Annotated in this window: 16 protein-coding genes; 9 read left to right on the top strand and 7 right to left on the bottom strand. The window is 48.0% G+C overall.

The genetic code is table 11. The features are described from left to right. Positions 1 to 82: 82 nt before the first annotated feature. Both ACSF8W_RS08415 and cobA read left to right on the top strand, forming a co-directional pair. A complete protein-coding gene (locus tag ACSF8W_RS08415) occupies positions 83 to 931 on the top strand; it encodes a formate/nitrite transporter family protein (protein ID WP_500846725.1) in 849 nt (282 codons plus the stop codon). Positions 932 to 1,085: 154 nt separating this feature from the next. After that, a complete protein-coding gene (gene cobA / locus ACSF8W_RS08420) occupies positions 1,086 to 1,850 on the top strand; it encodes a uroporphyrinogen-III C-methyltransferase (protein WP_500846646.1) in 765 nt (254 codons plus the stop codon). Between the two features lie 91 nt (positions 1,851 to 1,941). Here cobA and ACSF8W_RS08425 read toward each other — a convergent pair whose 3' ends face one another. Next, positions 1,942 to 2,697 carry a PEP-CTERM sorting domain-containing protein gene (locus ACSF8W_RS08425; RefSeq protein WP_500846648.1) on the bottom strand — a complete coding sequence of 252 codons (756 nt, stop codon included), beginning with the start codon at positions 2,695 to 2,697 and terminating at the stop codon, positions 1,942 to 1,944. Positions 2,698 to 3,110: 413 nt separating this feature from the next. Here ACSF8W_RS08425 and ACSF8W_RS08430 point away from each other — a divergent pair, with 413 nt between their 5' ends. Next, entirely contained in the window at positions 3,111 to 4,337 is a 1,227-nt protein-coding gene (locus ACSF8W_RS08430) for a TerD family protein (protein ID WP_500846649.1), read from the top strand. 125 nt (positions 4,338 to 4,462) lie between these two features. On the opposite strand, the gene ACSF8W_RS08435 is transcribed toward ACSF8W_RS08430, so the two are convergent. Next, the gene (locus tag ACSF8W_RS08435) at positions 4,463 to 5,152 is read right to left on the bottom strand and encodes a MarC family protein (protein ID WP_500846651.1); all 690 of its coding nucleotides are present in this window, start codon (positions 5,150 to 5,152) and stop codon (positions 4,463 to 4,465) included. A gap of 220 nt (positions 5,153 to 5,372) precedes the next feature. After that, positions 5,373 to 6,311: a precorrin-2 dehydrogenase/sirohydrochlorin ferrochelatase family protein gene (locus ACSF8W_RS08440; protein ID WP_500846653.1), complete on the bottom strand. Its 939-nt coding sequence runs from the start codon at positions 6,309 to 6,311 to the stop codon at positions 5,373 to 5,375. Between the two features lie 308 nt (positions 6,312 to 6,619). Here ACSF8W_RS08440 and ACSF8W_RS08445 point away from each other — a divergent pair, with 308 nt between their 5' ends. Continuing rightward, positions 6,620 to 7,741 (top strand): efflux RND transporter periplasmic adaptor subunit, encoded by a 1,122-nt coding sequence (locus ACSF8W_RS08445; protein WP_500846654.1) that lies wholly within the window; start codon positions 6,620 to 6,622, stop codon positions 7,739 to 7,741. A 2-nt stretch (positions 7,742 to 7,743) separates the two neighbouring features. Continuing rightward, positions 7,744 to 10,896: an efflux RND transporter permease subunit gene (locus ACSF8W_RS08450; protein WP_500846656.1), complete on the top strand. Its 3,153-nt coding sequence runs from the start codon at positions 7,744 to 7,746 to the stop codon at positions 10,894 to 10,896. A 160-nt stretch (positions 10,897 to 11,056) separates the two neighbouring features. On the opposite strand, the gene ACSF8W_RS08455 is transcribed toward ACSF8W_RS08450, so the two are convergent. Continuing rightward, entirely contained in the window at positions 11,057 to 12,304 is a 1,248-nt protein-coding gene (locus ACSF8W_RS08455; RefSeq protein ID WP_500846727.1) for a serine protease, read from the bottom strand. A 237-nt stretch (positions 12,305 to 12,541) separates the two neighbouring features. Between ACSF8W_RS08455 and ACSF8W_RS08460 the strand changes: the two genes are divergently transcribed. Next, the gene (locus tag ACSF8W_RS08460) at positions 12,542 to 13,366 is read left to right on the top strand and encodes a DUF5718 family protein (RefSeq protein ID WP_500846658.1); all 825 of its coding nucleotides are present in this window, start codon (positions 12,542 to 12,544) and stop codon (positions 13,364 to 13,366) included. Between the two features lie 99 nt (positions 13,367 to 13,465). Here ACSF8W_RS08460 and ACSF8W_RS08465 read toward each other — a convergent pair whose 3' ends face one another. Then, positions 13,466 to 14,458: a lipid A deacylase LpxR family protein gene (locus tag ACSF8W_RS08465; protein ID WP_500846660.1), complete on the bottom strand. Its 993-nt coding sequence runs from the start codon at positions 14,456 to 14,458 to the stop codon at positions 13,466 to 13,468. A 266-nt stretch (positions 14,459 to 14,724) separates the two neighbouring features. Between ACSF8W_RS08465 and ACSF8W_RS08470 the strand changes: the two genes are divergently transcribed. Further along, complete coding sequence (locus tag ACSF8W_RS08470; protein WP_500846662.1) at positions 14,725 to 15,573, top strand: sulfurtransferase; 849 nt, start codon at positions 14,725 to 14,727, stop codon at positions 15,571 to 15,573. Positions 15,574 to 15,664: 91 nt separating this feature from the next. Here ACSF8W_RS08470 and ACSF8W_RS08475 read toward each other — a convergent pair whose 3' ends face one another. Then, positions 15,665 to 16,483 carry a phosphate ABC transporter substrate-binding protein gene (locus ACSF8W_RS08475; RefSeq protein WP_500846664.1) on the bottom strand — a complete coding sequence of 273 codons (819 nt, stop codon included), beginning with the start codon at positions 16,481 to 16,483 and terminating at the stop codon, positions 15,665 to 15,667. Positions 16,484 to 16,616: 133 nt separating this feature from the next. Then, complete coding sequence (locus tag ACSF8W_RS08480) at positions 16,617 to 17,504, bottom strand: GGDEF domain-containing protein (protein ID WP_500846665.1); 888 nt, start codon at positions 17,502 to 17,504, stop codon at positions 16,617 to 16,619. Between the two features lie 504 nt (positions 17,505 to 18,008). Between ACSF8W_RS08480 and ACSF8W_RS08485 the strand changes: the two genes are divergently transcribed. Then, positions 18,009 to 19,664, top strand: a complete 1,656-nt coding sequence (locus tag ACSF8W_RS08485) for an ATPase RavA domain-containing protein (protein WP_500846667.1) — start codon at positions 18,009 to 18,011, stop codon at positions 19,662 to 19,664. Positions 19,665 to 19,679: 15 nt separating this feature from the next. Beyond that, positions 19,680 to 21,128 carry an ATPase RavA stimulator ViaA gene (viaA, locus tag ACSF8W_RS08490; protein ID WP_500846668.1) on the top strand — a complete coding sequence of 483 codons (1,449 nt, stop codon included), beginning with the start codon at positions 19,680 to 19,682 and terminating at the stop codon, positions 21,126 to 21,128. The last annotated feature ends 125 nt before the right edge of the window (positions 21,129 to 21,253 follow it).

Below are 21,253 nucleotides of genomic sequence, written 5' to 3' on the forward strand. Positions count from 1 at the left end.
TTTATTCAACAGGGATAAAACAGAAACAGACAGCCTTTCACTATTCAATTTTATTTTAATTTCAACTTATTGGAGAGACATGATGTCTTACTTAAAACCGGTAGAGTTCGTCCAGACAATGATTGACACGGGCGAAGCAAAAGTACGCACAGGCACGCGGGACCTGATTTTGCGTGGCATGATGGCGGGGATCATCTTGTCACTGGCGGTGGTCGTCGCGATTACCACCATCACACAGACTGGAATCGGGATTGTCGGGGCACTCGTGTTCCCGGTTGGTTTTTGTATCTTGAGTTTAATGGGGTATGACTTGGTCACGGGGGTATTTGGTTTAGCGCCGTTGGCTAAATTTGAAAACCGTCCGGGTATCACATGGGGGCGAGTACTGCGTTGCTGGGGCTGGGTAGGCTTAGGTAACCTGATGGGATCATTGCTCGTCGCGGGGTTGATTGCGCTGTCTCTGACAATGAACTTCAGTATGGAACCGAACGCCGTCGGCCAGAAGTTCATTGCTATTGCCACTGCCCGTACCGTTGGTTTTGAGAATCTTGGCATGGACGGTTGGATCACCTGTTTTGTACGCGGCATTCTGTGTAACTTGATGGTGTGTTTAGGCGTGATTGGTAACATGACGGCACGCACGGTAGCTGGCAAAATTGCCGCGATGTGGCTACCGATTTTCATCTTCTTTGCCCTTGTGTTTGAGCACGCCGTTGTGAACATGTTCTTGTTCCCACTGGGGATGATGCTGGGTGCTGACTTCGGTGTTGCAACATGGTTGAACTTCAACTTGATCCCGACCATTCTGGGCAACATTGTGGGTGGGTTGCTGTTCACGTGTCTTCCGCTTTACCTGACGCACGCTAAAACGGCGCCAGCAATCAGCACGGAAACAGAAACACAGGCTGCAGGCGTGTTGGCCACCAAATAATCACGAGATACTGTGAGATAAAATGTGTATCGCCTTATGCTGCGTAGGTATGAGGCGATACGCGATAACAGATTGATAGAAAGTGATAATAACAAGCGGCATTGGCACCACAGTGCCTCTTTTTATTCTCAAATTTGCATAGATAGGTGTTGTGATGACTACACGTATGACGTCTTTACACAGTGGTTTGGTGTCTTTAGTTGGCGCGGGGCCGGGCGATCCGGATCTGTTAACCGTAAAGGGGTACCGCGTGATTCAACAGGCGGATGTGGTGGTGTATGACCGTTTGGTGTCGGCAGATATTCTGGCCTTGGCCAATGACCAGGCGGAAATGATTTATGTGGGCAAGCAATTGGACTATCACTGTGTGCCGCAAGATCAGATCAACCAACTGCTGGTGGATAAAGCCTCAGAAGGAAAGCGTGTGGTGCGTCTGAAAGGCGGCGATTCCTTCATTTTTGGGCGCGGCGGTGAAGAGCTTGAAACCTTGGCCGAAAATAATATTCGATTTGAAGTCGTGCCGGGTATCACGGCCGCGGCGGGAGCGACCGCGTATGCGGGGATTCCGCTCACGCACCGTGATCACGCACAAGCAGTGCAGTTTATTACCGGCCATGTGCAAAAAGACGGAAAAGAGATCGACTGGCAGGCCGTGGCACAGTCAAATGCGACCCTCGTGTTTTATATGGGTCTGAAGCAAAGCGGGTACATTGCGGATAAACTGTTAACTCATGGCTTAGCCAACGACATGCCATGCGCCATTATTGAAAACGGCACACGCCGCGAACAACGCGTGTTTCGTTGCGATTTGAAGGCACTGCCTCACGTAGCAAAGCAGGCGAAAAGTCCAGCCTTGATTGTGGTGGGAAGTGTCACGGCGTTGCATGAGAAATTGGATTGGTTTAATCGCGAGTCATAATGTTGTAGAAAACAGAGAAGCGGCGGTATTGGTGCGTAACCAATACCGCCGTTTTTGTTTAAGGAGAATGCACGCGTATTATTGATCTTGGCTATGATCGCGTTTGACGACGACGCCAGAAGGCGAGGGCGAGTGCACCGGCCCCAAAGACACCGAGTGATGATGGCGCAGGGACAGAAAAAACGGTTGGGTCGACAAAGTGTAAATTCAGATCCCAATGGTGACTGCCTTTTGCACCGGCATACGGTAGTAGCCACGCCGCTCCCCCGAAAATAAGCGGTAAGCTTTTGTCATCCCGCTTATCACTGGCTCCATCACCGAATTGAAAAACAAGCGGCATCCCTTTTTTTGAGCCAAACAGGCGCAGGTAGTCATACATGTGTTCGGTAGAATCATTTTTCGTGATCTTGATGTAACTGTCAGCCCCAATCCCTGTAAAGAAATCAATATCACCATTACCCGGTGTTGGGGTCGTATTTAGATCCGTACCGGTATTGTCTTTACCGCCGCCACCCCCTTTATAGGCTTCTTTATGACTGAAGGTGTGGAAGTCCATGTTAACTTCCGCAATGTCATTGAATGGGTTTTTGGCGGTCATCGTTAAGGATGCTGTCCACATATTTTCATCGCTGTGGTCGTTGTAAAACGTGAATTTACCTTCTTGAATATCAAAATATTGTCCGCATTTACCGCCTGAAAACGTGTTTTTATTGGTCCAGACACCATGAGGACCACCCGAACAATTTTTTGAGGTCGCACTGACAACGTCATACATGACGGCAGCATTTGAATAGCCAGAAAAGGAAAGAGCACTCATGCACAACGCAACTAAGGTTAATTTTTTCATTACCATTCTCCCTTTGATATTAAAACTGAGTGCGTGTGCACTGTGTTTATATAAAAGCAGTTTTAGTGCCAATATTTACATTCTTTATAATCAATGGTTTATTTTGCGTGCGTGCTAGGGGTGTAAAAATAACTGACACTTTTTTGAACGAATACGGGGTGTTGTTCGGGTGAATAATGTGAGGGAAGAGCGTTTTAATTGGTCGGTATTCACAGGTAGAAACCGTAAACTGCTTGGTCGGTCATGATTTTCAGGATGGCCCTGTTATGTCTGTTGTGAATGCTGAGTCTTCAAGTGAATAATGCCATGCATTACATTGTGCCGCACAGTACTGTCAGGTGCATAGCAATCTGCGTTTGTTGGCACTGAGGTAAAGGGAATGAGTCACTCACGGCAGTAGAAAAGGGACAAACATGGAATTACAAAAAGGCGGTAATTGTGCGTTATCCGCTTCGCACGGGACGCTCTATATTAAGCACGTAACGTCGTCACAGGTTGATGTGAACTTAACGGCGTTCTTGTTGGATACAACAGGAAAAGTACGCGGTGACGAAGGTATGGTGTTTTTTAATCAACCGTCAGATCCTGATAAATTGGCGACTTTTGTACCGCCCGTTGTGCAGTCAACGATGACAGTCCATCAAATCGATTTTGCTTTGCATGATGCTGCCAGCCATATTGCCAAAGTGGCAATTACACTAACGGAAGATAACGGTATCGGTTTTGCGGGGTTAGACCTGATTGCAGAAGTGCATTGCAATGGTACGGTTATCACCCTAAAACCAGAAGCGTTTAGTAGCGAGAAAGGCATTACCGTGGCAGAGGTTTACCTGCGTAATGGCCAATGTAAATTGCGTTCCGTGTGGCAGGGCTTTTCCAGTGGCCTAGCAGGGCTATGCGCGTTGTATGGTGTTGAGGTGGATGCTGCACCAGAGCCTGAAGTGACGTTAGCACCTGTCTCTCCTCCGGTTGCCCCTCCTGTCTCAGCGGGCAAACCGGTGTCATCGATCAATTTGGAAAAAGTGAGCGGAAGGGTCGATCTATCGAAAGGGCGAAAGGCTGTGTTGATAGAGAAAACCCCTGAAATTACCGCCTCCATTTCATGGAATAGCGGTACCGACTATGACGTGTATGCATTGGTGTTTTTAACCGATGGTACACAAGTTGATGTGGCGATGTTTGGTGCACAGGGTGTCATGCCATTAAAAGATTTTGGCAATGGGGCCGTTCGCCACAGTGGGGACGTAAAGCAGGCAAAAGGCGGCTTTTTCCAGTCGAAACCCAGTACCAGCAAAGAAGAAATACGCATTCGCCTTAATGACAACATTCAGGCCGTCGTGCCAGTGGCTTATTCCGCCCAGTCGAACGGGTCAGGTTCATTTCATCGCTACAAAGTGTCTATGATGATAGATAATCATCAGGGCACAGAGATCGTTATTCCAGCCGACAATGCCAATCGGGATGATTCTATTTTTACGTGTGTGCCGGGTATGATCATTAATACGCCTGAGGGGGTGATCATTAAAGCGCTCGAATATTACAGCCGTTCTGGTTCAGAAAATCGGCCGAAACTTGTCCGTAATGCACGCGGGGAGGTGGATGTACTGATGGATGCGGGGCCAATGAACGATTACAAATAAGCAGTGTGGAAGGTAGCGTGAGAAGGAAGCCTGTCAATGCAGGCTTTCCCTTATATCCTTTGCCTCTTCTGTGTTTTGATTTCTCTTGGCTAATACCCAAAAGGTGAGGCTAAGGACGTTGCGTTTTAGCCTGTGGTTTGGAATAACGCATAGGCATCGTGCACGCCTTGAATAAGCATTTGCATGCCAATCACGGTTAAAATCAGTCCCATCAAGCGGGTCGTAATGCTGATTCCGCTTTCGCCGATCTTATCCACCAGCTTAGGGCCAAACAAGAAACAGACAAAGGTGATTAAGCACAATGTGGCAAATGCCGCGATGGTGATGACAATGTGCAGCATATCACCGGATGCCGAGTAGTTCATCGCCGTTGCAATGGTTCCAGGGCCCGCCAGAATAGGGAGAGCAAGCGGGGAGATGGCGATATCTTTGCCATCGTCTTCATCATCTTGTTTATTATTGCTCTCTTCACTGGCTGTGCCATTACCGGCGGACGGTGCTGATGCGGCTGTCGAATGCATCTTCGATGCGTTACCTTGTAACATATGGTAACCCACCAGAAACACTAAAATCCCCCCGGCCAGTCGCAGTGCGGGTAGGGTGATGCCAAACACATCAAAGATCCCTTTTCCGAGCAAGCAAAATGCCGCAATGATAAAAAAGGCGGTCGTTAAGGCTTTTATTGCGGTATTTCTGCGCTGTTGTGGTGTTTGGTTGCCTGTCATCCCGACAAAAACGGCGGTATTGGCAATGGGGTTCATCATGGCAAAAAAGCCCATGAATACGGTGACGATAAGAGTAGTGATATCATGCATTTCGATGTTGCCTGTTTTGATAAAAGAAGAAATACCTTTTAGGCAATTTTAGCATTTTATGACTTTTTTTGTGTGCTCACTTGAATTTTTCTGTGTTAATATTTATGAACACTGGGTGATGCCGTGTATTTTTTGTATCACGTATAAAGAGAGCTGTGTAGATAAGCAATGATGAATAGGTATGTGCCGTGACACATACCTATTTAAGTCGGAGGCAGGGCTACACGGTGGGAATGTATTGCGCGTAGCGATGATGTAATAACGGTGCAAACAATATTGCCGCCTGTGCCTTGTCTGCTAACACGCAAACCCGTAACCCTTCGTTGAGGGCTTGTTGTACCTGATCGGCCAACGTGTCTGCCGTGTAAGGCGCACGATCGGCATCGCGACGGCACAAATCAACAAAGATCCCATCTTCGTCCCCTTTAGGGAACAGCACAAACTCTGACTGCTGCATCAGGCGTAAGGCCTTCAAGCTCAGCATTTCAGGATCGTTACCGGTTTCTATCAAATAGAGCCCTGCCAGTGACTCTGCATTGTCGCTGAGTAGTTGCTGAAAATGCGCCTCTAAGGTGTCCATGTTGTCAGCGTGTTCTACACCGGGATGACGAAAAAAGAGCTCCCAAAACTTGCGGCGTTCATCCACGGTATTGAAGTATTGCTTTATACGGTCACGTTGCTGGCCGGCGTACGCTGCTAGCAGGCTCAGATTTTGCGGCAATTGCGTTTCGAGTTTTTCACGCAAGAAGCGAACCAAAACCGGAGAAGCGCCGCCACTGGAAATCGCGACTTGGATTGGCGTGCGATCGATCAATGAGGGGGTAATGAAATCACAAAAGTCCTTATCGTCGACCACATTGGTCCATAATCCATGTGCTTGCGCATCATTGTAAACCTGATGATTCAGTGCTCGCTGGTTGGTGGTCGCCCAGACTTGATAGGCCCCCTCCAAATCATCTGATGTATAGAATTTGTTAATCCATGTTATTTCATCTTTCTCTGCCAGTCCTGACAGATAGGGGTGCAGAGCAGGGGAAACAACCGTGATCTTCGCCTCTGCTTTCCTTAATAAGTCGATTTTTCGGCATGCGACTTCCCCACCGCCAATAACGATGACTTTTCGATCCTTTAATGACAAAAATATCGGTAGGTAATCCATTTAATATGCATCCTAGGTATATATTGGTGCGATGATAACGCAATGAGTTATAAGCAGTAAATGCAGGGTGTTCAGCTCTAATGCATAAAAATATACAACATGAAACACTTTGATACATTTGAAGCAAAAAACTTCTCTTATCCCCGCGTTTGTTCAGCTTCTATTAAAGCCTTAATGCTATTTTTCAGCAAAATACATCAACATATTACACATTTACGCGTGGCGAGGCATGTTTCTCCATAATGCTAATGATGACAGGTTAACAAACCTCTTGCGCTTTTATTACAAATTTTAAGATGGTCGGCAATATGAATAAAAAACTGATGCTCGCAACACTCATAAGTACCAGTCTGCTTGTGGGATGTGGAGAGAAGGCGACAGGACAACCTGCCGCGATGATGCCGCTGGTGGCGGCACAACCTGTCACCGTGATTGACTACCAACAAGGCAAACAGTTTGTAGGGCGTACGGAAGCGATGGAAGATGTCGCCATTACCGCTCAGGTATCGGGTTACCTGAAGTCGCGTTTGTTTAAAGAAGGTGAGCAGGTCGAAAAAGGTCAGTTGCTGTATGTGATTGAACCTGCCGCGTATGAAGCGCGTCTTGCCAGCGCGCAAGCGTCTGTGTCTCAGGCAGAAGCTATGCTCAAACGTGCCAACCTTGACTGGCAGCGTGGTGAAAATCTCCTACCGAAAGGCAGCATCAGCCAATCTGAGTATGACCGCCTTACTGCCGAAAAACTGAATGCCGAAGCGCAGTTAAAAGCCGCCAAAGCCCAAGTGAAATCAGCAGAGGTGGATCTTTCTTATACCCGCATAGTGGCGCCGTTCACGGGTCGCATCAGCGACAGTAAAGTGAGTATTGGTGATTTAGTGTCGCCGAGCGCAGGCGTGTTAACCACGTTAGTGAGCCTTGATCCGATCCAGGCATCCTTCAAAGTCAGTGAGCGTCAGCGCCTTGATTTAGGTATTGACTCGTTAGACGGTGCCGGCAAAGGCTCAAACGATGTGGAAGTCGTATTGACACTTTCAAACGGCGAACAATATGACCAAGTCGGCACGGTGGACTACATCGGCAACCGTATTGATTTGAATACCGGTACGATTGCGATGCGCGCCAGTTTTGATAACACCGCTCAGGCATTGTTGCCAGGTCAGCATGTTCAGATTTTCCTGCGAGAGAAAACACCGGTTGAGCGCATTGTGATCCCGCGTCGTGCGGTGCAAAGCGATCTTGAAGGGGATTTTGTTATGGTATTGGTTGACGGTAATGTGGCAGAACGCCGCAATGTGACGTTAGGACCACAGACAGAACACGGGATCATCATTGCATCGGGCATGAACGCCGACGACAAGGTGCTGACCAAAGGGCTGCAGCGTGTGCGTAACGGTGTGACAGTGCGACTCGAAAATGAAGAGGCGAAAGGGTAATCATGTTAAGTCGCTTTTTTATCCAGCGCCCAAAGTTTGCGCTGGTGATCTCTATCATTCTGACCTTGGCGGGTGCCATTGCGGCAATGAACCTGCCTGTGGCGGAATACCCGAAAATTAGCCCGCCTTCTGTTGGTGTGAAGGCATTCTATTCAGGTGCGAGTGCAGAGGTAGTAGAAGAGGCCATCGCCGATCCGATCGAGGCATCGATCAATGGTGTTGAAAACATGATCTACATGTCTTCAAAAAGCGCCAATGACGGTTCTTATAGCCTGAACGTGACATTTGATATCGGTACCGATCCTGACATGGCGCAGGTGAACGTGCAAAACCGTGTGGCGCAGATTGAATCTAAGCTACCGGCAGAAGTGCGTATGGTCGGCGTGACGGTGAAAAAGCGTTCCCCTGACTTGCTGATGGTGCTGAACTTTTACTCTCCGGATGATCTGTACGACGATAAATTTCTGGTCAACTACATTAACCTGAACGTGAAAGACCAGTTGGCGCGCGTGAAAGGGATCAGTGAAGTGAACGTGATCGGTGGTGGCGAGTACGCCATGCGTGTCTGGTTAGATCCTGAGAAAATGGCGAACTTGGGACTCACCACGTCGGATGTACATAAATCACTGTCTGAGCAGAACGTACAGGTTGCGGCCGGTAAAGTGGGTGCAGCCCCTTACAGTGCGGCGCAGGAAGTGCAGTTTAACCTCGTGACCAAAGGTCGACTTGAGACCGTTGACGAATTTGAGAATGTGGTACTGCGAGCCAATAACGATGGTTCGATGGTGTACCTGAAAGATGTCGCACGCGTTGAACTGGGTAAGAAGTTTTACGATGGTAACGGTAAGTTCCGTAATAAGCCTGCATCGATTGTGACGTTGAACCTGCAATCTGACGCGAATGCGTTGGAAAGTGGTGAAGCTGTGATGACGATGCTGGATCGTTTGAGCAAAAACTTCCCGGATGGCTTGGCGTATGAAACCAGTTATGACACCACGTTGTTCGTGTCTGAGTCGATCAAAGGGGTGGTCAAAACCCTGATTGAAGCGATTTTGTTGGTGATTGCCGTGACGTATCTGTTCTTGGGCAGCATGCGTTCAACCTTGATCCCGGTCGTGGCCATTCCTGTATCGTTGATCGGTACATTTGCCGTCATGCTGGCTGCGGGCTTTACCATTAATACCGTGACCTTGTTCGGATTGATCTTGGCGATCGGTATCGTGGTGGATGATGCCATTTTGGTTATCGAAAACGTTGATACCAACATGGCACGTGACCCAAGCCTGACGCCGCGTAAAGCGACCTTGCTGGCAATGAAAGAGGTAACGGGGCCAATCATCACCTCTACCTTGGTATTGTTGGCGGTGTTCCTGCCTGTGGCCATGTTGCCAGGGATCACCGGTATCATGTACCGCCAGTTCGCATTGACGATTTGTATCTCGGTATTGATTTCGTCGATCAATGCATTGACCTTGTCACCGGCTTTGTGTGCGTTGGTACTGAAGCAAGGTGGCGGCAATACGTCTCGTTGGTTTGAAATCTTCAACCGTGGTTTAGATAAAGTGACCGTGAAATACGGTTCTGTCGCCGGCTTCTTGGTGCGCAAAGTAGCGTTATTGATGACGTTCTTTGCCCTTGCGGTGGGGGCGGTAACGTACTTGTCGAAAACGACCTCGACGGCGTTTGTACCGACGGAAGATAAAGGGATCTTGCTGGTCAATGTCCAGTTGCCTGATTCCGCCTCACTGTCGCGTACTGAAGCGACCACGTTGAAGTTGCAAGATATGCTGGCGACAGAGCCGGGCATTGAAGGGATCACGGTCGCGAACGGTTTTGCGTTCTTAACCGGTGCGGCGGCATCTAATGGTGCGTCGTTGTTCATCAAACTCAAAGAGTGGGATGAGCGAAATGCGATGGAAGGGGATCATTCTTCGTTTGCTATCGCGGGTCGAATTAACGCCCGTGCTGCGATGAATTTACCGGAAGCGGTGGTATTCGCCATGGGTGCCCCTGCGGTGCCGGGAATGGGGCCGGCATCTGGCTTTGAATTTGTACTGGAAGATACATTAGGCCGTAGTCGTACTGACTTGGCGAATGTGATGGGTGAGGTGATCAAGAAGGCGAACGCGCAACCTGAAATCCAATATACCTTTAGTACCTTCCGTGCCAATGTGCCGCATTACTACGTGGACATTGACCGTGTAAAAGCCAAGCAGTTGGGCATTCCACTGACTGATATCTTCCAGACGCTACAGGGTAACTTGGGTTCCATGTACGTCAATGATTTCACCATGTACGGTAAAAACTACCGTGTGACGCTGCAAGCGGACAGTGATTTCCGTGACAATCTGGATGCCCTTGAGCGTTTCCATGTGCGTTCTGCCAATGGCACCATGATCCCATTGAGCACGCTGACGACCGTGGAGCAAGTGTTTGAGCCGGATGTGGCATGGCGTTACAACATGTACCGTTCTGTGGTGATCCAAGGTTCGCCAGCGCCGGGTTACTCCAGTGGTGATGCCATTGCTGCGATGGAACGCGTGGCGGCGGAAGTGCTGCCGCAGGGTTACCAGTACGAGTGGACAGGCATGGCTTACCAAGAAGTCCAAGCGGGTAACCAAGCGATTTATGCCTTTGCGTTGGCACTGATCTTTATCTACTTGTTCATGGTGGCGCAGTATGAAAGCTGGAGTATTCCGCTGGCAATCATTTTGGTGGTCCCTGTCGCGACATTAGGTTCTTTCCTTGCCTTGAACCTTACTGGCACACCATTGAACCTGTACGCACAGATTGGTTTAGTCCTGCTGATTGCCATGGCGGCGAAAAATGCCATCTTGATTGTTGAATTTGCCAAAATTGAACGTGAAGAGAAAGAGTTGGAAATCGAGCAAGCCGCTGTACGTGGTGGTCGCTTGCGTTTCCGTGCGGTGAACATGACGTCTTGGTCGTTCATCTTGGGTATTCTGCCTTTGGTTTTCGCCTCTGGCGCGGGCCACATCAGCCAGAACTCCTTGGGTATTTCTCTGACAGGGGGCTTGCTGTGCGTATTGCTGGCCGGTACCTTCCTGATCCCGGGCTTCTTTGCCTTGGTACAGCGTCAGCGTGAGAAGTTCCACGGTGGTTCAACCAAACTGGTTGAATTGGATGATGAGTAATACCTATCAGAAGCGTATGTAGACAGATGTCTATGCAAATCCATACATCTAGAGCTATACGTTTTTGATAGACATAAAAAAAGCGCCTTCGGGCGCTTTTTTGTTAGCTTGAGATACCCATATTACGGCAAGGGGGAGGTGCCACAACATGGGTACTCAATCAGTTTTTACGACGCCAGTATGCCAGCGCTAACAGCGTAGCGAGGAAAGTGGCTGGCATGCTGCCACCACCGGATGATGTTGAGGTACTGGTTTCTGTTTCTTTACCTTCATCCGTGCCACCACCGGTTTCTCCACCCGTTTCTCCGCTACCAGTATCGCCGCCATCAGTGGTTGGGACGTCATTACGGACATGTTCAAACGGGTTAAGGCTGAATGTGGATGGGGACTGACCATTCAAATCAAGCCCTGTTTCACTCATGATCCAGTCATAGTAAGCCGCTAATTCCGTGTACAACCCGTTTGTTTGGGCAAACGGGTTGCCATTGTATTTTTCTTCACAGTAAGGGCCAAAGCTAGTCACGCCGACCACGCGCAAGCCGAAATCGGCATCACTGGCATGGTTTGGGTTCTGCCAAACTAACGGGCCACCGGAATCACCCGCACAGACGTCTTTTTTGATCTCAGGGGTATTACTGTCAGCACAAACAAAGTGAGAGGATGCCGTTAGGGGGAGTCCCGCATCACATTGTTCCATCGGGATACCCGCCAGCGTGACCACCATCAGCTCATCGGGCTGCAGGAATGCAGGTTCAGTGTTACCCCAGCCAGAGGCGATCAAATTACCGGTTGAATAGGCCGTGGGATTCCAGCTATTACTGAAAGCTTGATTGGCTTCAAGCTGTTCTTGAGGTGAGGCGACCTTGATGGGTTTTGCCACGCTGGTGAGTGGACGGTCAACTTTGATTAAACCGATGTCGTGGTCGAGGTCGAAGTCGAGGTCATAGACACCGTTGTAACCCGGGTGCAGGATTTTTTCTACGATGTTGAATTGGTATTGGGCCTCAACGGTATCTGCTTCGCCACGTGAATTGGGAATGTAGGTGGTGCCAGCAATAAGGGTGTCGCTTAATTCAGCAGCTGCCTCAAGACAATGCGCAGCGGTGACTGCCCAGTAATCACTGATGATGACAGCACCACAGCCTGAATAATAGCTGCCATGCCATACATTGGTTTGAATAGCGGCTTGCCAAGGCAGTAAATCGTTGGCGATATCTTTCGCCACTTCCCCGTTCATAACTTTGGTTTGTAATGGCGAGTTGAGCAAAGCAGAGCTGAACGGCTCAGGGCTAACTGTTGCATTTGTACTTAGGGTGTCCGCGGTTGCAAATGTCGACAGGGCAACAGTGGGTAGTGCGATTGACAGTGCCAGTAAATGAGGGCGGAACGAAGTATTGCGGTTTTGCATCACGTTGTGACTCCTTGTCTTGTCTTGTCTTTTTTTTGCCGAAACATCCTGTTTCGTTGTATGAAAAGCATACAGAAAAATAAACGCATGTTAAATGACGGTTAATTATTGCTTACAACTTTGTGTTCGCATGACAATGCAGGGTAAGTAATCGTCAGGGTTGTGAGCTATTTCTCGTGCTACTACGCAGTTGGTCGCTAAAATAGCGTCTATTTTGCAGAACATGAGAATAAATGGATGTCATATCAACATGTGATTGGTTTTGGGGTGGCGGGCAACTTTGCGGGCCATCTAGAGCAAGCGGGTGAAGCCAAAGACTTCCTTGCGGTCGAAGTGAAAGAAGCGATTCAGCCGAAAGCCATCTTTCCGTTTTATGTGCCATCGGAAAAAGCCGGTTTCTTATCAACGTACCCGTTGTCACATAACACCATTGTGCCGCCGAACGATGCGGACAATCTGCAAATTGAGCCAGAAGTGGCGCTATTGTGTGACATTCTTTACGACGGTGAGCGTGTTGTCGGCCTGACGCCTACGCATTTCGCGGCGTATAACGATTGCTCCATTCGAAAGCCGGATGCGAAAAAAATCAGCGAAAAGAAAAACTGGGGTGCGAATACCAAAGGGTTATCTGAGAAGTTGATCCCAGTGTCATCCTTGTCTGAAGGGGGCGAATTGGATGCCTACCGTATCGCCAGTTTCCACCTGCGTGATGGCGAATTGCATCGTTATGGCGAAGACAGTCCAGTATTGGGCTACAGCTACTTCCATGAAAAGTTGCTGGATTGGATCATCGACAGAATGAACAACCAACAGGATGTGGGGCCAACCGAACACATTGCGATGCATTTGGCCAATGCGGGTTACCCGACGCAAGCGATCATCAGTATTGGCGCGACCCGCTATACAGAGTACGGTGAAACCACGTTTTTGAAGTCGGGGGATACCAGTATTGTCGTGGTGTATGACGGCACGCTGTTTACCCCTGAAGAGATTGCTGAGCGTGCTGCAACCGGAACACTGGATGCCGCGGGGATCTCTGCACTGGTGCAGTCAGTGGCGTAAAGAAGGCTTGAATTACACCCTGTGCGGCACAGGGTATAATTTGATTTAAATGGAATAAAAGCGACAATTCTCTTTTATGGATGACAGCAAAACGGCGGCTTAAAATCGCCAAAAAACTTCCAGCGATCCCATCGACGTAGAGTTTCTTTCATCTTCTTTGAACTCAGACGAATTTGTCGCAAAGCTCAAACTCGCGCCCCATCTTGGCTGGTAATACACGCCACCCAATACCGCTGTCGCTTGCCAGTGCTCGATATGGGTATCAGGCACATTGTCCGGCCTGTCGCCTTCAATGGTGATGTCATTGAAACGGTATCGGCCCTCGATACCTGCAAAGAAGAAATACCCCGATGCGCTGGACGATAACATACCGACATCAACCCATTTACCCGGGCTGAACCCTGTCGTAGCAAAGTTATCGGCTAAATGATTCCCCCAACGAAGTACACCGCCAATCGCTGCTTCACTTTGATAATTACCGGCATTCACGCGACCCACTGCGCTGAGTTCATAGCTTTCCAACCCATGTGCGGGTTGACGGGTGAGCAGGCGGTGACCTTGATAACCGAGATTAAGTAGGATCTCCTGTTCAATTTGGTGATCCCATCCCATAGGGTCATCAGAGCCGATAATTTCATGAATAAACTTCTGACTTTGCTCTGCGTACGCATTGGGACCAATGATCCCCAGCATGACATCAAACTTATCCGCATAGGTGGAGGTGTACTGATAAATACCGCTTTCCAGAAACAGGACACCGGCGTAAGGACGATCATTGGCGACGGGCTCTGTGGCTTCAATGTCTTCCGGCGTCCACATTTGTTGCCCTAGACGCACACTCCAGCCTTGTTGTGCAGTATCACTGAGGGGTAACAGGCCGGCCACTTGGCGAATTGGTGTCGGCGCGTGCGTGGTTAACGAAGGTGTAGGCGCGGCATTGAATTCAAAAAAAACGCCGTTGGTATAGTTTTGGTCTGTACCGACGATTCCGTCGTTATCCATCGAAAATGAGACGCTGCTAGCACTAAACGCAGAGACCGGGGGAGCCATGAGTACACAGCAAGCAAACATTGCGCGAGAAAATTGTGTCATTGACAATCCTTTGATACAACATGAAGGTGTCTTCACGGTGGGGTGGTTAACGTGAATGCCGTAACGTTGAATACATCGACGCCTCGCGCCTCGAAGCTTCATTCCTCGAAGCTTTGTGCATCGAAACGGGTATTTTCATACGGTATATTACTAACACCACCTTTATTGGGTTTATCATATCTAATTGTACTGTTTCATCGCTACATATTCGCCTTTTGTAGGGCAAGCTTTGTGATGATGGTTCTCTTTATGCTAAGGAATAAGCAATGTCAGCGTTAATTCTTCCCTCATCGCGGGTATCCGCCAAGTGGCTAGCTGAAAATATCGATCATCCGCAGTTAGTTGTGCTGGATGCCAGTTGGTTTATGCCTGCTGTGGCACGTGATGGCTACGCCGAATGGCAACAACAACGTATTCCTCGTGCGCAATATTTCGATTTTGATAAGAAAATTGCAGATGTGAATGCGGTATTGCCGCATATGCTGCCAACCCCCGATGTGTTTGCGCAAGAAGTGGGTGTATTGGGTGTCAGTAACGACAGTGTAGTGGTGGTGTACGATAGCCAAGGGATCTTTTCCGCGCCGCGTGTTTGGTGGATGTTTAGGGTGATGGGACATACACAGGTTGCGGTGCTTGACGGTGGTTTGCCTGCATGGCGACAAGCCGGATATGCGCTGGAAACACAGACACCGGAGCCGGTGCCAAAAGCCGATTTTGTCCCGCACTATGATCCAACATGGGTGATTGACGGTGATACGCTACACCAAAAATTGAGCGATCCGCAAAACCAGATTTTTGACGCCAGACCGGCTGAACGTTTTTATGGTTTGCAGCCAGAACCCCGCGATGGTGTGCGTAGCGGCCATATGCCGTATGCCAACAGTTTGCCTTTTAGCCAGTTACTTGATAACGGACATTTCTTGCCCGCTTCGCAGTTACAACAGCGCTTTGATGCATTGAGCGATCCTGAACAGCAATTGATATTTAGCTGTGGATCGGGAGTGACGGCGTGTATTTTGGCGCTGGCGGCAGATATTGCCGGCCGTAAGCATTTGACCGTGTATGACGGCTCATGGACGGAGTGGGGCAGTGTGTACCGGTATCCGGTCGAATAGAAGCTAGAAAGCCGATACACATCTTCTTATTTAGGTGGACGTGTCTCGGCTTTTTGGGTCAGAACACTTTTTTGATCAGAGTTAGAAGTAATTACTGATGGGCTGGCATGTAGTTGTATTTTTCGACAATCGCCTGACCAGAAGGAGAAACTACATAATCGACGAAGGCCTTGGCTGATTTTGGCACTTTCTTTTCTTTGTACAGCATCAAAAAGGGGCGTGAAATTTTATATTCGCCGGATTCGAGGTTATCTAGCGTAGGGTGGATACCGTCAAAAGAAAGGGCTTTGACTGAATCGTCAATTGAACCCAACGAAATGTAGCCAATGGCGTGTTCATTGCGAGATACCAAGCTTTTCACCGTACCATTGGTGTTCACCACCAATACGCGCGGATTAATGTCAGAGACAGTTTGGCCATCAATCTGCTGGGTTAAGTTCATATAATCTTCAAACGAGAAGCGAGAACCGGAGGCATTTTCACGACTTACAACCGCCATGGTTAAATCGGGTCCGCCAACGTCTTTCCAGTTATTGATTTCACCGTGATAGATTTTCTCTACCTGCTGCTTTGTCAGGTTGCCCACCGGGTTATTGTTATGTACCACTAAGGCAATGCCATCGTGCGCAATCACCACTGTGTCGACGTCGGGTTTGATTTCATCGGTATTGAGATAACGGGAGCTCATTCCCAGATCTGCCACGCCTTGCTTTAGCGCCTGAATCCCCGCAGAAGAGCCAATGCCTTGTACTTCAATGTCAGCGCTTGGCGTTTGTGCATGATAGGTTTCCGCTAAGACTTCAACGATATGGCTGGCAGAGGTTGAGCCGGTGATAGTCACCGTCTCTTCCGCGGTAACCGCGAAAGACATGCCCGATAATAATGCGCACAAAGTGGTTCTGGTAAACATGACATTCTCCAAATAAACACCAGAATAACGATGGCGCCCATGCTATTACGGGACTATGACACTAATGTGAAAAAGTGACGGGAAAAGGCAATGCCGCAGAGAGTGTATGGAAAAACAGCGATGAATGCACTTATTAGGTGACAGGCGCCTTTTTGGCCATTTTCTCTTTGTACATGGCTTTATCTGCTTTTGCTAAAATCGCGCCAGGATCGCTTAGGTTTCCGGGGTAGTAAGGGGATAAACCCACGCTGAGGTCGATATTGTAGTAGTCACGGGTTGCCTGTGTCGCATCGTATAATGTATTCAACCACGACTGACTGTTTTCCGTGTCTTCTGACGGAAGTAGCACGATAAATTCGTCACCGCCAATGCGATAAATATGACTCCCTGTCGGCGCCGTGTCTGATAAGGCTTTCGCGATAGTGATCAGCAATTGGTCGCCACAAGTGTGACTAAACGTGTCATTGACTTGCTTGAAATTATCAATGTCGATATAGGCCAGCACGCCGCGTTCATGGGTAAAGGCCATTTGGTCAAAACTGCGGAATAGCGCTCGGCGGTTTTGCAGTCCAGTGAGATCATCTTCAAGGGCCAAGCGACTGAGGACTTCCTCTAATTGGTGGGCAACCTGAATTTGGTGATGCAGTTTGTCGATGATTTCACGTCGTGACGACATCATTTTGATAAAACAGAAACAAATCAAAAAAACACCGATATGCATAAAAATATTATCGGTTGAATGGATCAGCCAATGCTTATCCAGTTCTGGTACCTCATCGAGAATATCGGCGAGTACCCCGATGGAATAGGTCCCCAACGCCAACATCATCCAACAGCGCATGTCACTGCCGAAATCTTCCCGTAACAGCATGATGATCAGCACCAGTGTCAGAATCGAGACGACGATAGCTAACTGCCCATTTGATGGCACTAAGGCGGACAGCAGCACACCAAGGCAGATGATGATGATCAGACGGGTCGGCAGTTGAGACAGGGAGTTCATGGTCAGAGCAGTACTCATATTCTAAATTAGCGCTATCATGGCAAACCCCCAAATAGCACACAATGTGTTTACATTTTTTTCTTAATAAATAACGCGTTAGTCGATTATCTATGTTAGTAACAGGAGAGTTTGAGTTGATACTGACCCCTTGGTAAATGGCGAGGGTGAGATTCCGATACCTTCCTTCATACATAAAATGAAACGTACCATCTTGCACCCACCAAAGGTGATTAAAATCACGTTTTATTATGATAATTACCATCGTATTTCTGAGCATTGAGTGGGGGGATGTTAACGGCAGTAGAGTCCATTACGCTGTAGACAGATGGTGACCGAAAAATCTGTTAATCAGATCTCATTTATGGAAACAAAGATTGTGCCCTAGAGGTATAGCGATCTCTTTGATATATAAAGACTGTAACAAATTATTTCGCTTAACATGATTGTAACATCTTGGTGTTTATGTCTATTCTGAATAGAGTGTAGTACACAGGGATGCGCTAACGATAAGAGGTCGGAAATATGCTCAAAATGGCTAGCAGTGCTCAACCCAATAAAGCGCTCGTTTCAGAACGGATTCAGAAACTTATCAAAGCGCTTTCAAATGGTGTTTATGAGCGAGAAGAAACGATTAAGTTGTGCCTGCTTGCCGCATTGGCAGGGGAAAGTGTGTTCTTGCTAGGGCCGCCAGGCATCGCAAAAAGTCTCATTGCTAAACGCCTCATCCAAGCTTTCGATAACAGCCAATTCTTTGATTACCTCATGACCCGCTTTTCCACGCCAGAAGAAGTTTTTGGCCCTCTCTCTATTCAAGAGCTCAAAGATAACGGTAAATACGTCCGTTTGGTGGACGGCTATCTGCCAACGGCGCAAGTGGTTTTCTTGGATGAAATCTGGAAAGCTGGCCCTGCCATTTTGAATACACTGCTAACGGTGGTTAACGAGAAAACGTTTAAAAATGGGCAAGAGGTGTTACCTGTACCCATGCGGTTGTTGATCACGGCATCCAATGAATTGCCCGATGAAGACAGCGGCTTAGATGCGTTGTATGACCGAATGTTAGTGCGTGTGTTTGTTAATCGTATTCAGGAAAAGCAAAATTTTAAAGCGATGCTCATGGGAGAAGGACCGTCTATTGAACAGCTTGAACCGGGCTTGGCCATTACCGATGAAGAGTACACCCATTGGCAACAGCACATTGATAACGTCACGCTCTCTGATGAGATTTTTGAGAAAATCTATCAGCTAAAAAGCATGATTGAATCACGTTCAGAGCAGGTCGATGAGATTGATGCGCAAGACAGTGAGCTGTATATCTCTGACCGTCGCTGGAAAAAATCGGTACGCCTGCTGAAAGCCAGTGCTTTTTATAATGGCCGTGATGCCATCAACCCGCTGGATTTACTGCTGTTGCGCGATTGTATGTGGAATAGCCCTGAATCACGACAGGTTATACAGACCATTATTCAGGCGTTCTCTACACAAAAAGCATTCAATCAGGAAGCAGCACAAGTCAGTGCCAATGAAGCACAAGTGATTATTAATGATATTCAAGATGAAATTCTGACTGATCTTTGCGTCACGTTTACACGTGAAACCATGATGCGTAAAGAATGGTTTAAATACGATTTCTCGACCGCAAATCGTTATAACGTGAATCACAACCCCCGCATGATCAAATTGGTGATGCTACAACATAACCCGTCAGTCTCAGAACAAGAAAAAGGGGACAGTCGTTGGGTCTATGTGGACGGCGACGAATTTGAAAAGAAAATCAAATCTGGCCAATGTGATATGTATGGCTTTGTGAATAAAAATACCCATCTTTGCCGTTTCCAATTTGAAGTGGATGCGCAGCAACGATTGGTGATCAAAGACATTGCGAACCGAGCGGTATTAGTGGGTATTGCAGGTGAGCATGGGATCACCGCAGCCCAACAAGCACACTGGTTGAAAGACGCTGAACGCGCATCTGAAAAAGCGGTGGATGCTGAGCATAATTTAAAAATGTCGCGCAGCAGTTTCCACGGTGCGCTCCCCCATAGCTTTATTGATCCGCAATTGCCGGAACAAATTGAACACAGTTTGTCGCTTGCCACGGACGCGGTGCATGACCTGAAAGTCATGATTGAGAAAAATGCGTTTCGCATTACTCAATTGTCCGAATATTTTGCCTGAGGAGTCATAGCCCTTATGCCCATTTCTGAAGGTATGAACTTAGCGTTGATGCTGAGTGAGTCTGGTATTATCGACAATGCAATTCACGATCTCATGATGCAGCCGCAAATCATCATGGCGGCAGAATCGAACCCTGGTATTAAGTCTGCCATGAAGCGGCAAGTGAATAAATGGCGAGGACAAGTACAACAACGGATCACTAAGGTGAGTGTTGAAGATCAATTTCAACGTGAAATAGCCCTCTATCAGGAAGCCTGTCAGTGGGAAGCGGCATACTTTGTCGACCATGCGGATGAGGTGGTAAAAAAACTCGAAGGCCAATCCGCGTTCTATTTCAAAGCCAAAGCGTTATTAGAAAAAGAAAACCAGAAACATAACCCGATGTTTCAACGCTTCTTTTGTCATCAGTGGTATCAGTACCTGACTCAGGCCTTGACTGAAGCGCAACTTTGCGAACTTGAGCAACACAAAGAAAAGCTATTGTCCGACCTCTATCAACGCATTGAAACCATGAAGCAGATGGATGGAGTGACAGAAGGTGGGGATGAGAAAAAAGCCGGACGCCTATGGGACATGGCAAAAGCCAAGCTGACTAAAACAGACGTGGGCACGTTAAAGGCGATGGCGACCTTCCTGAAGAAAAACAACGGTCTGCAAGAGATTGCGGAAAAGCTCGGTCGCATGGCGAATGAAATCGACGATCCAAATAAGGAAAGGGTACGTGCTGAAGATGTGAAAATGGTGGAAGAGAGAAGTGACAATGTCACTGACGATATCGTAGGGATCCATGAGAGCGATGATCTTTCCAAACTGCTGCCTAACGAAGCCATGTTTTTGGCATACCCTGAGTTAGAAGTGGTGTTTTATAAGCATCTTGTCGATAAGCGTTTGTTGAATTACCGCATGCAAGGGGCACAGCGCAAACTGCGTCGCGTGAAAGCGTATAAGCGTCAAACTAAGCAGGTTGAGCAGGATAAAGGCCCGTTCATCGTGTGTATTGATGCGTCCGGTTCCATGAACGGGTTTCCTGAACAATGTGCCAAAGCGTTAGCCTACGGGTTGATGCAAATTGCGCTAGCGGAAGATCGCGATTGCTATGTCATCATGTTTTCTACCCAGCAAATTACCTATGAACTGACCAAGCAAGATGGGTTACGAGAAGTGCTTAACTTCCTGTCATACAGTTTTCATGGTGGGACCGATCTCGGGCCAGTATTGGATCAGTCGATCGATTTGATGCTGGGGGAGAAGTACAAAAATGCAGATTTGGTTGTATTGTCAGATTTTATTGCTCCGTCACAGCCGACAGAAATGCTGAAACGTATCAATAAACTGAAAGAGCACAAAAACCGTTTCCATGCAGTCAGCTTGTCGAAATACGGTAACCCTGATCTCATGACCATCTTTGATCATTGCTGGTCCTATCACCCCTCCAAGTTAGGCCGTTTGCTAAAGTGGCGTTAAGGCAGAAGAGGAAACTAAACGAGGCGTAAAGCCTAATGCTGATCAGTTAACGAAAAAATGATCAGTTGAACGATCCTTACAGCATGTCAAAATCCGAGTGTATTCACTGCACTCGGATTTTTTTC

The sequence above is a fragment of the Photobacterium sp. 270122K genome (genome assembly GCF_059941365.1).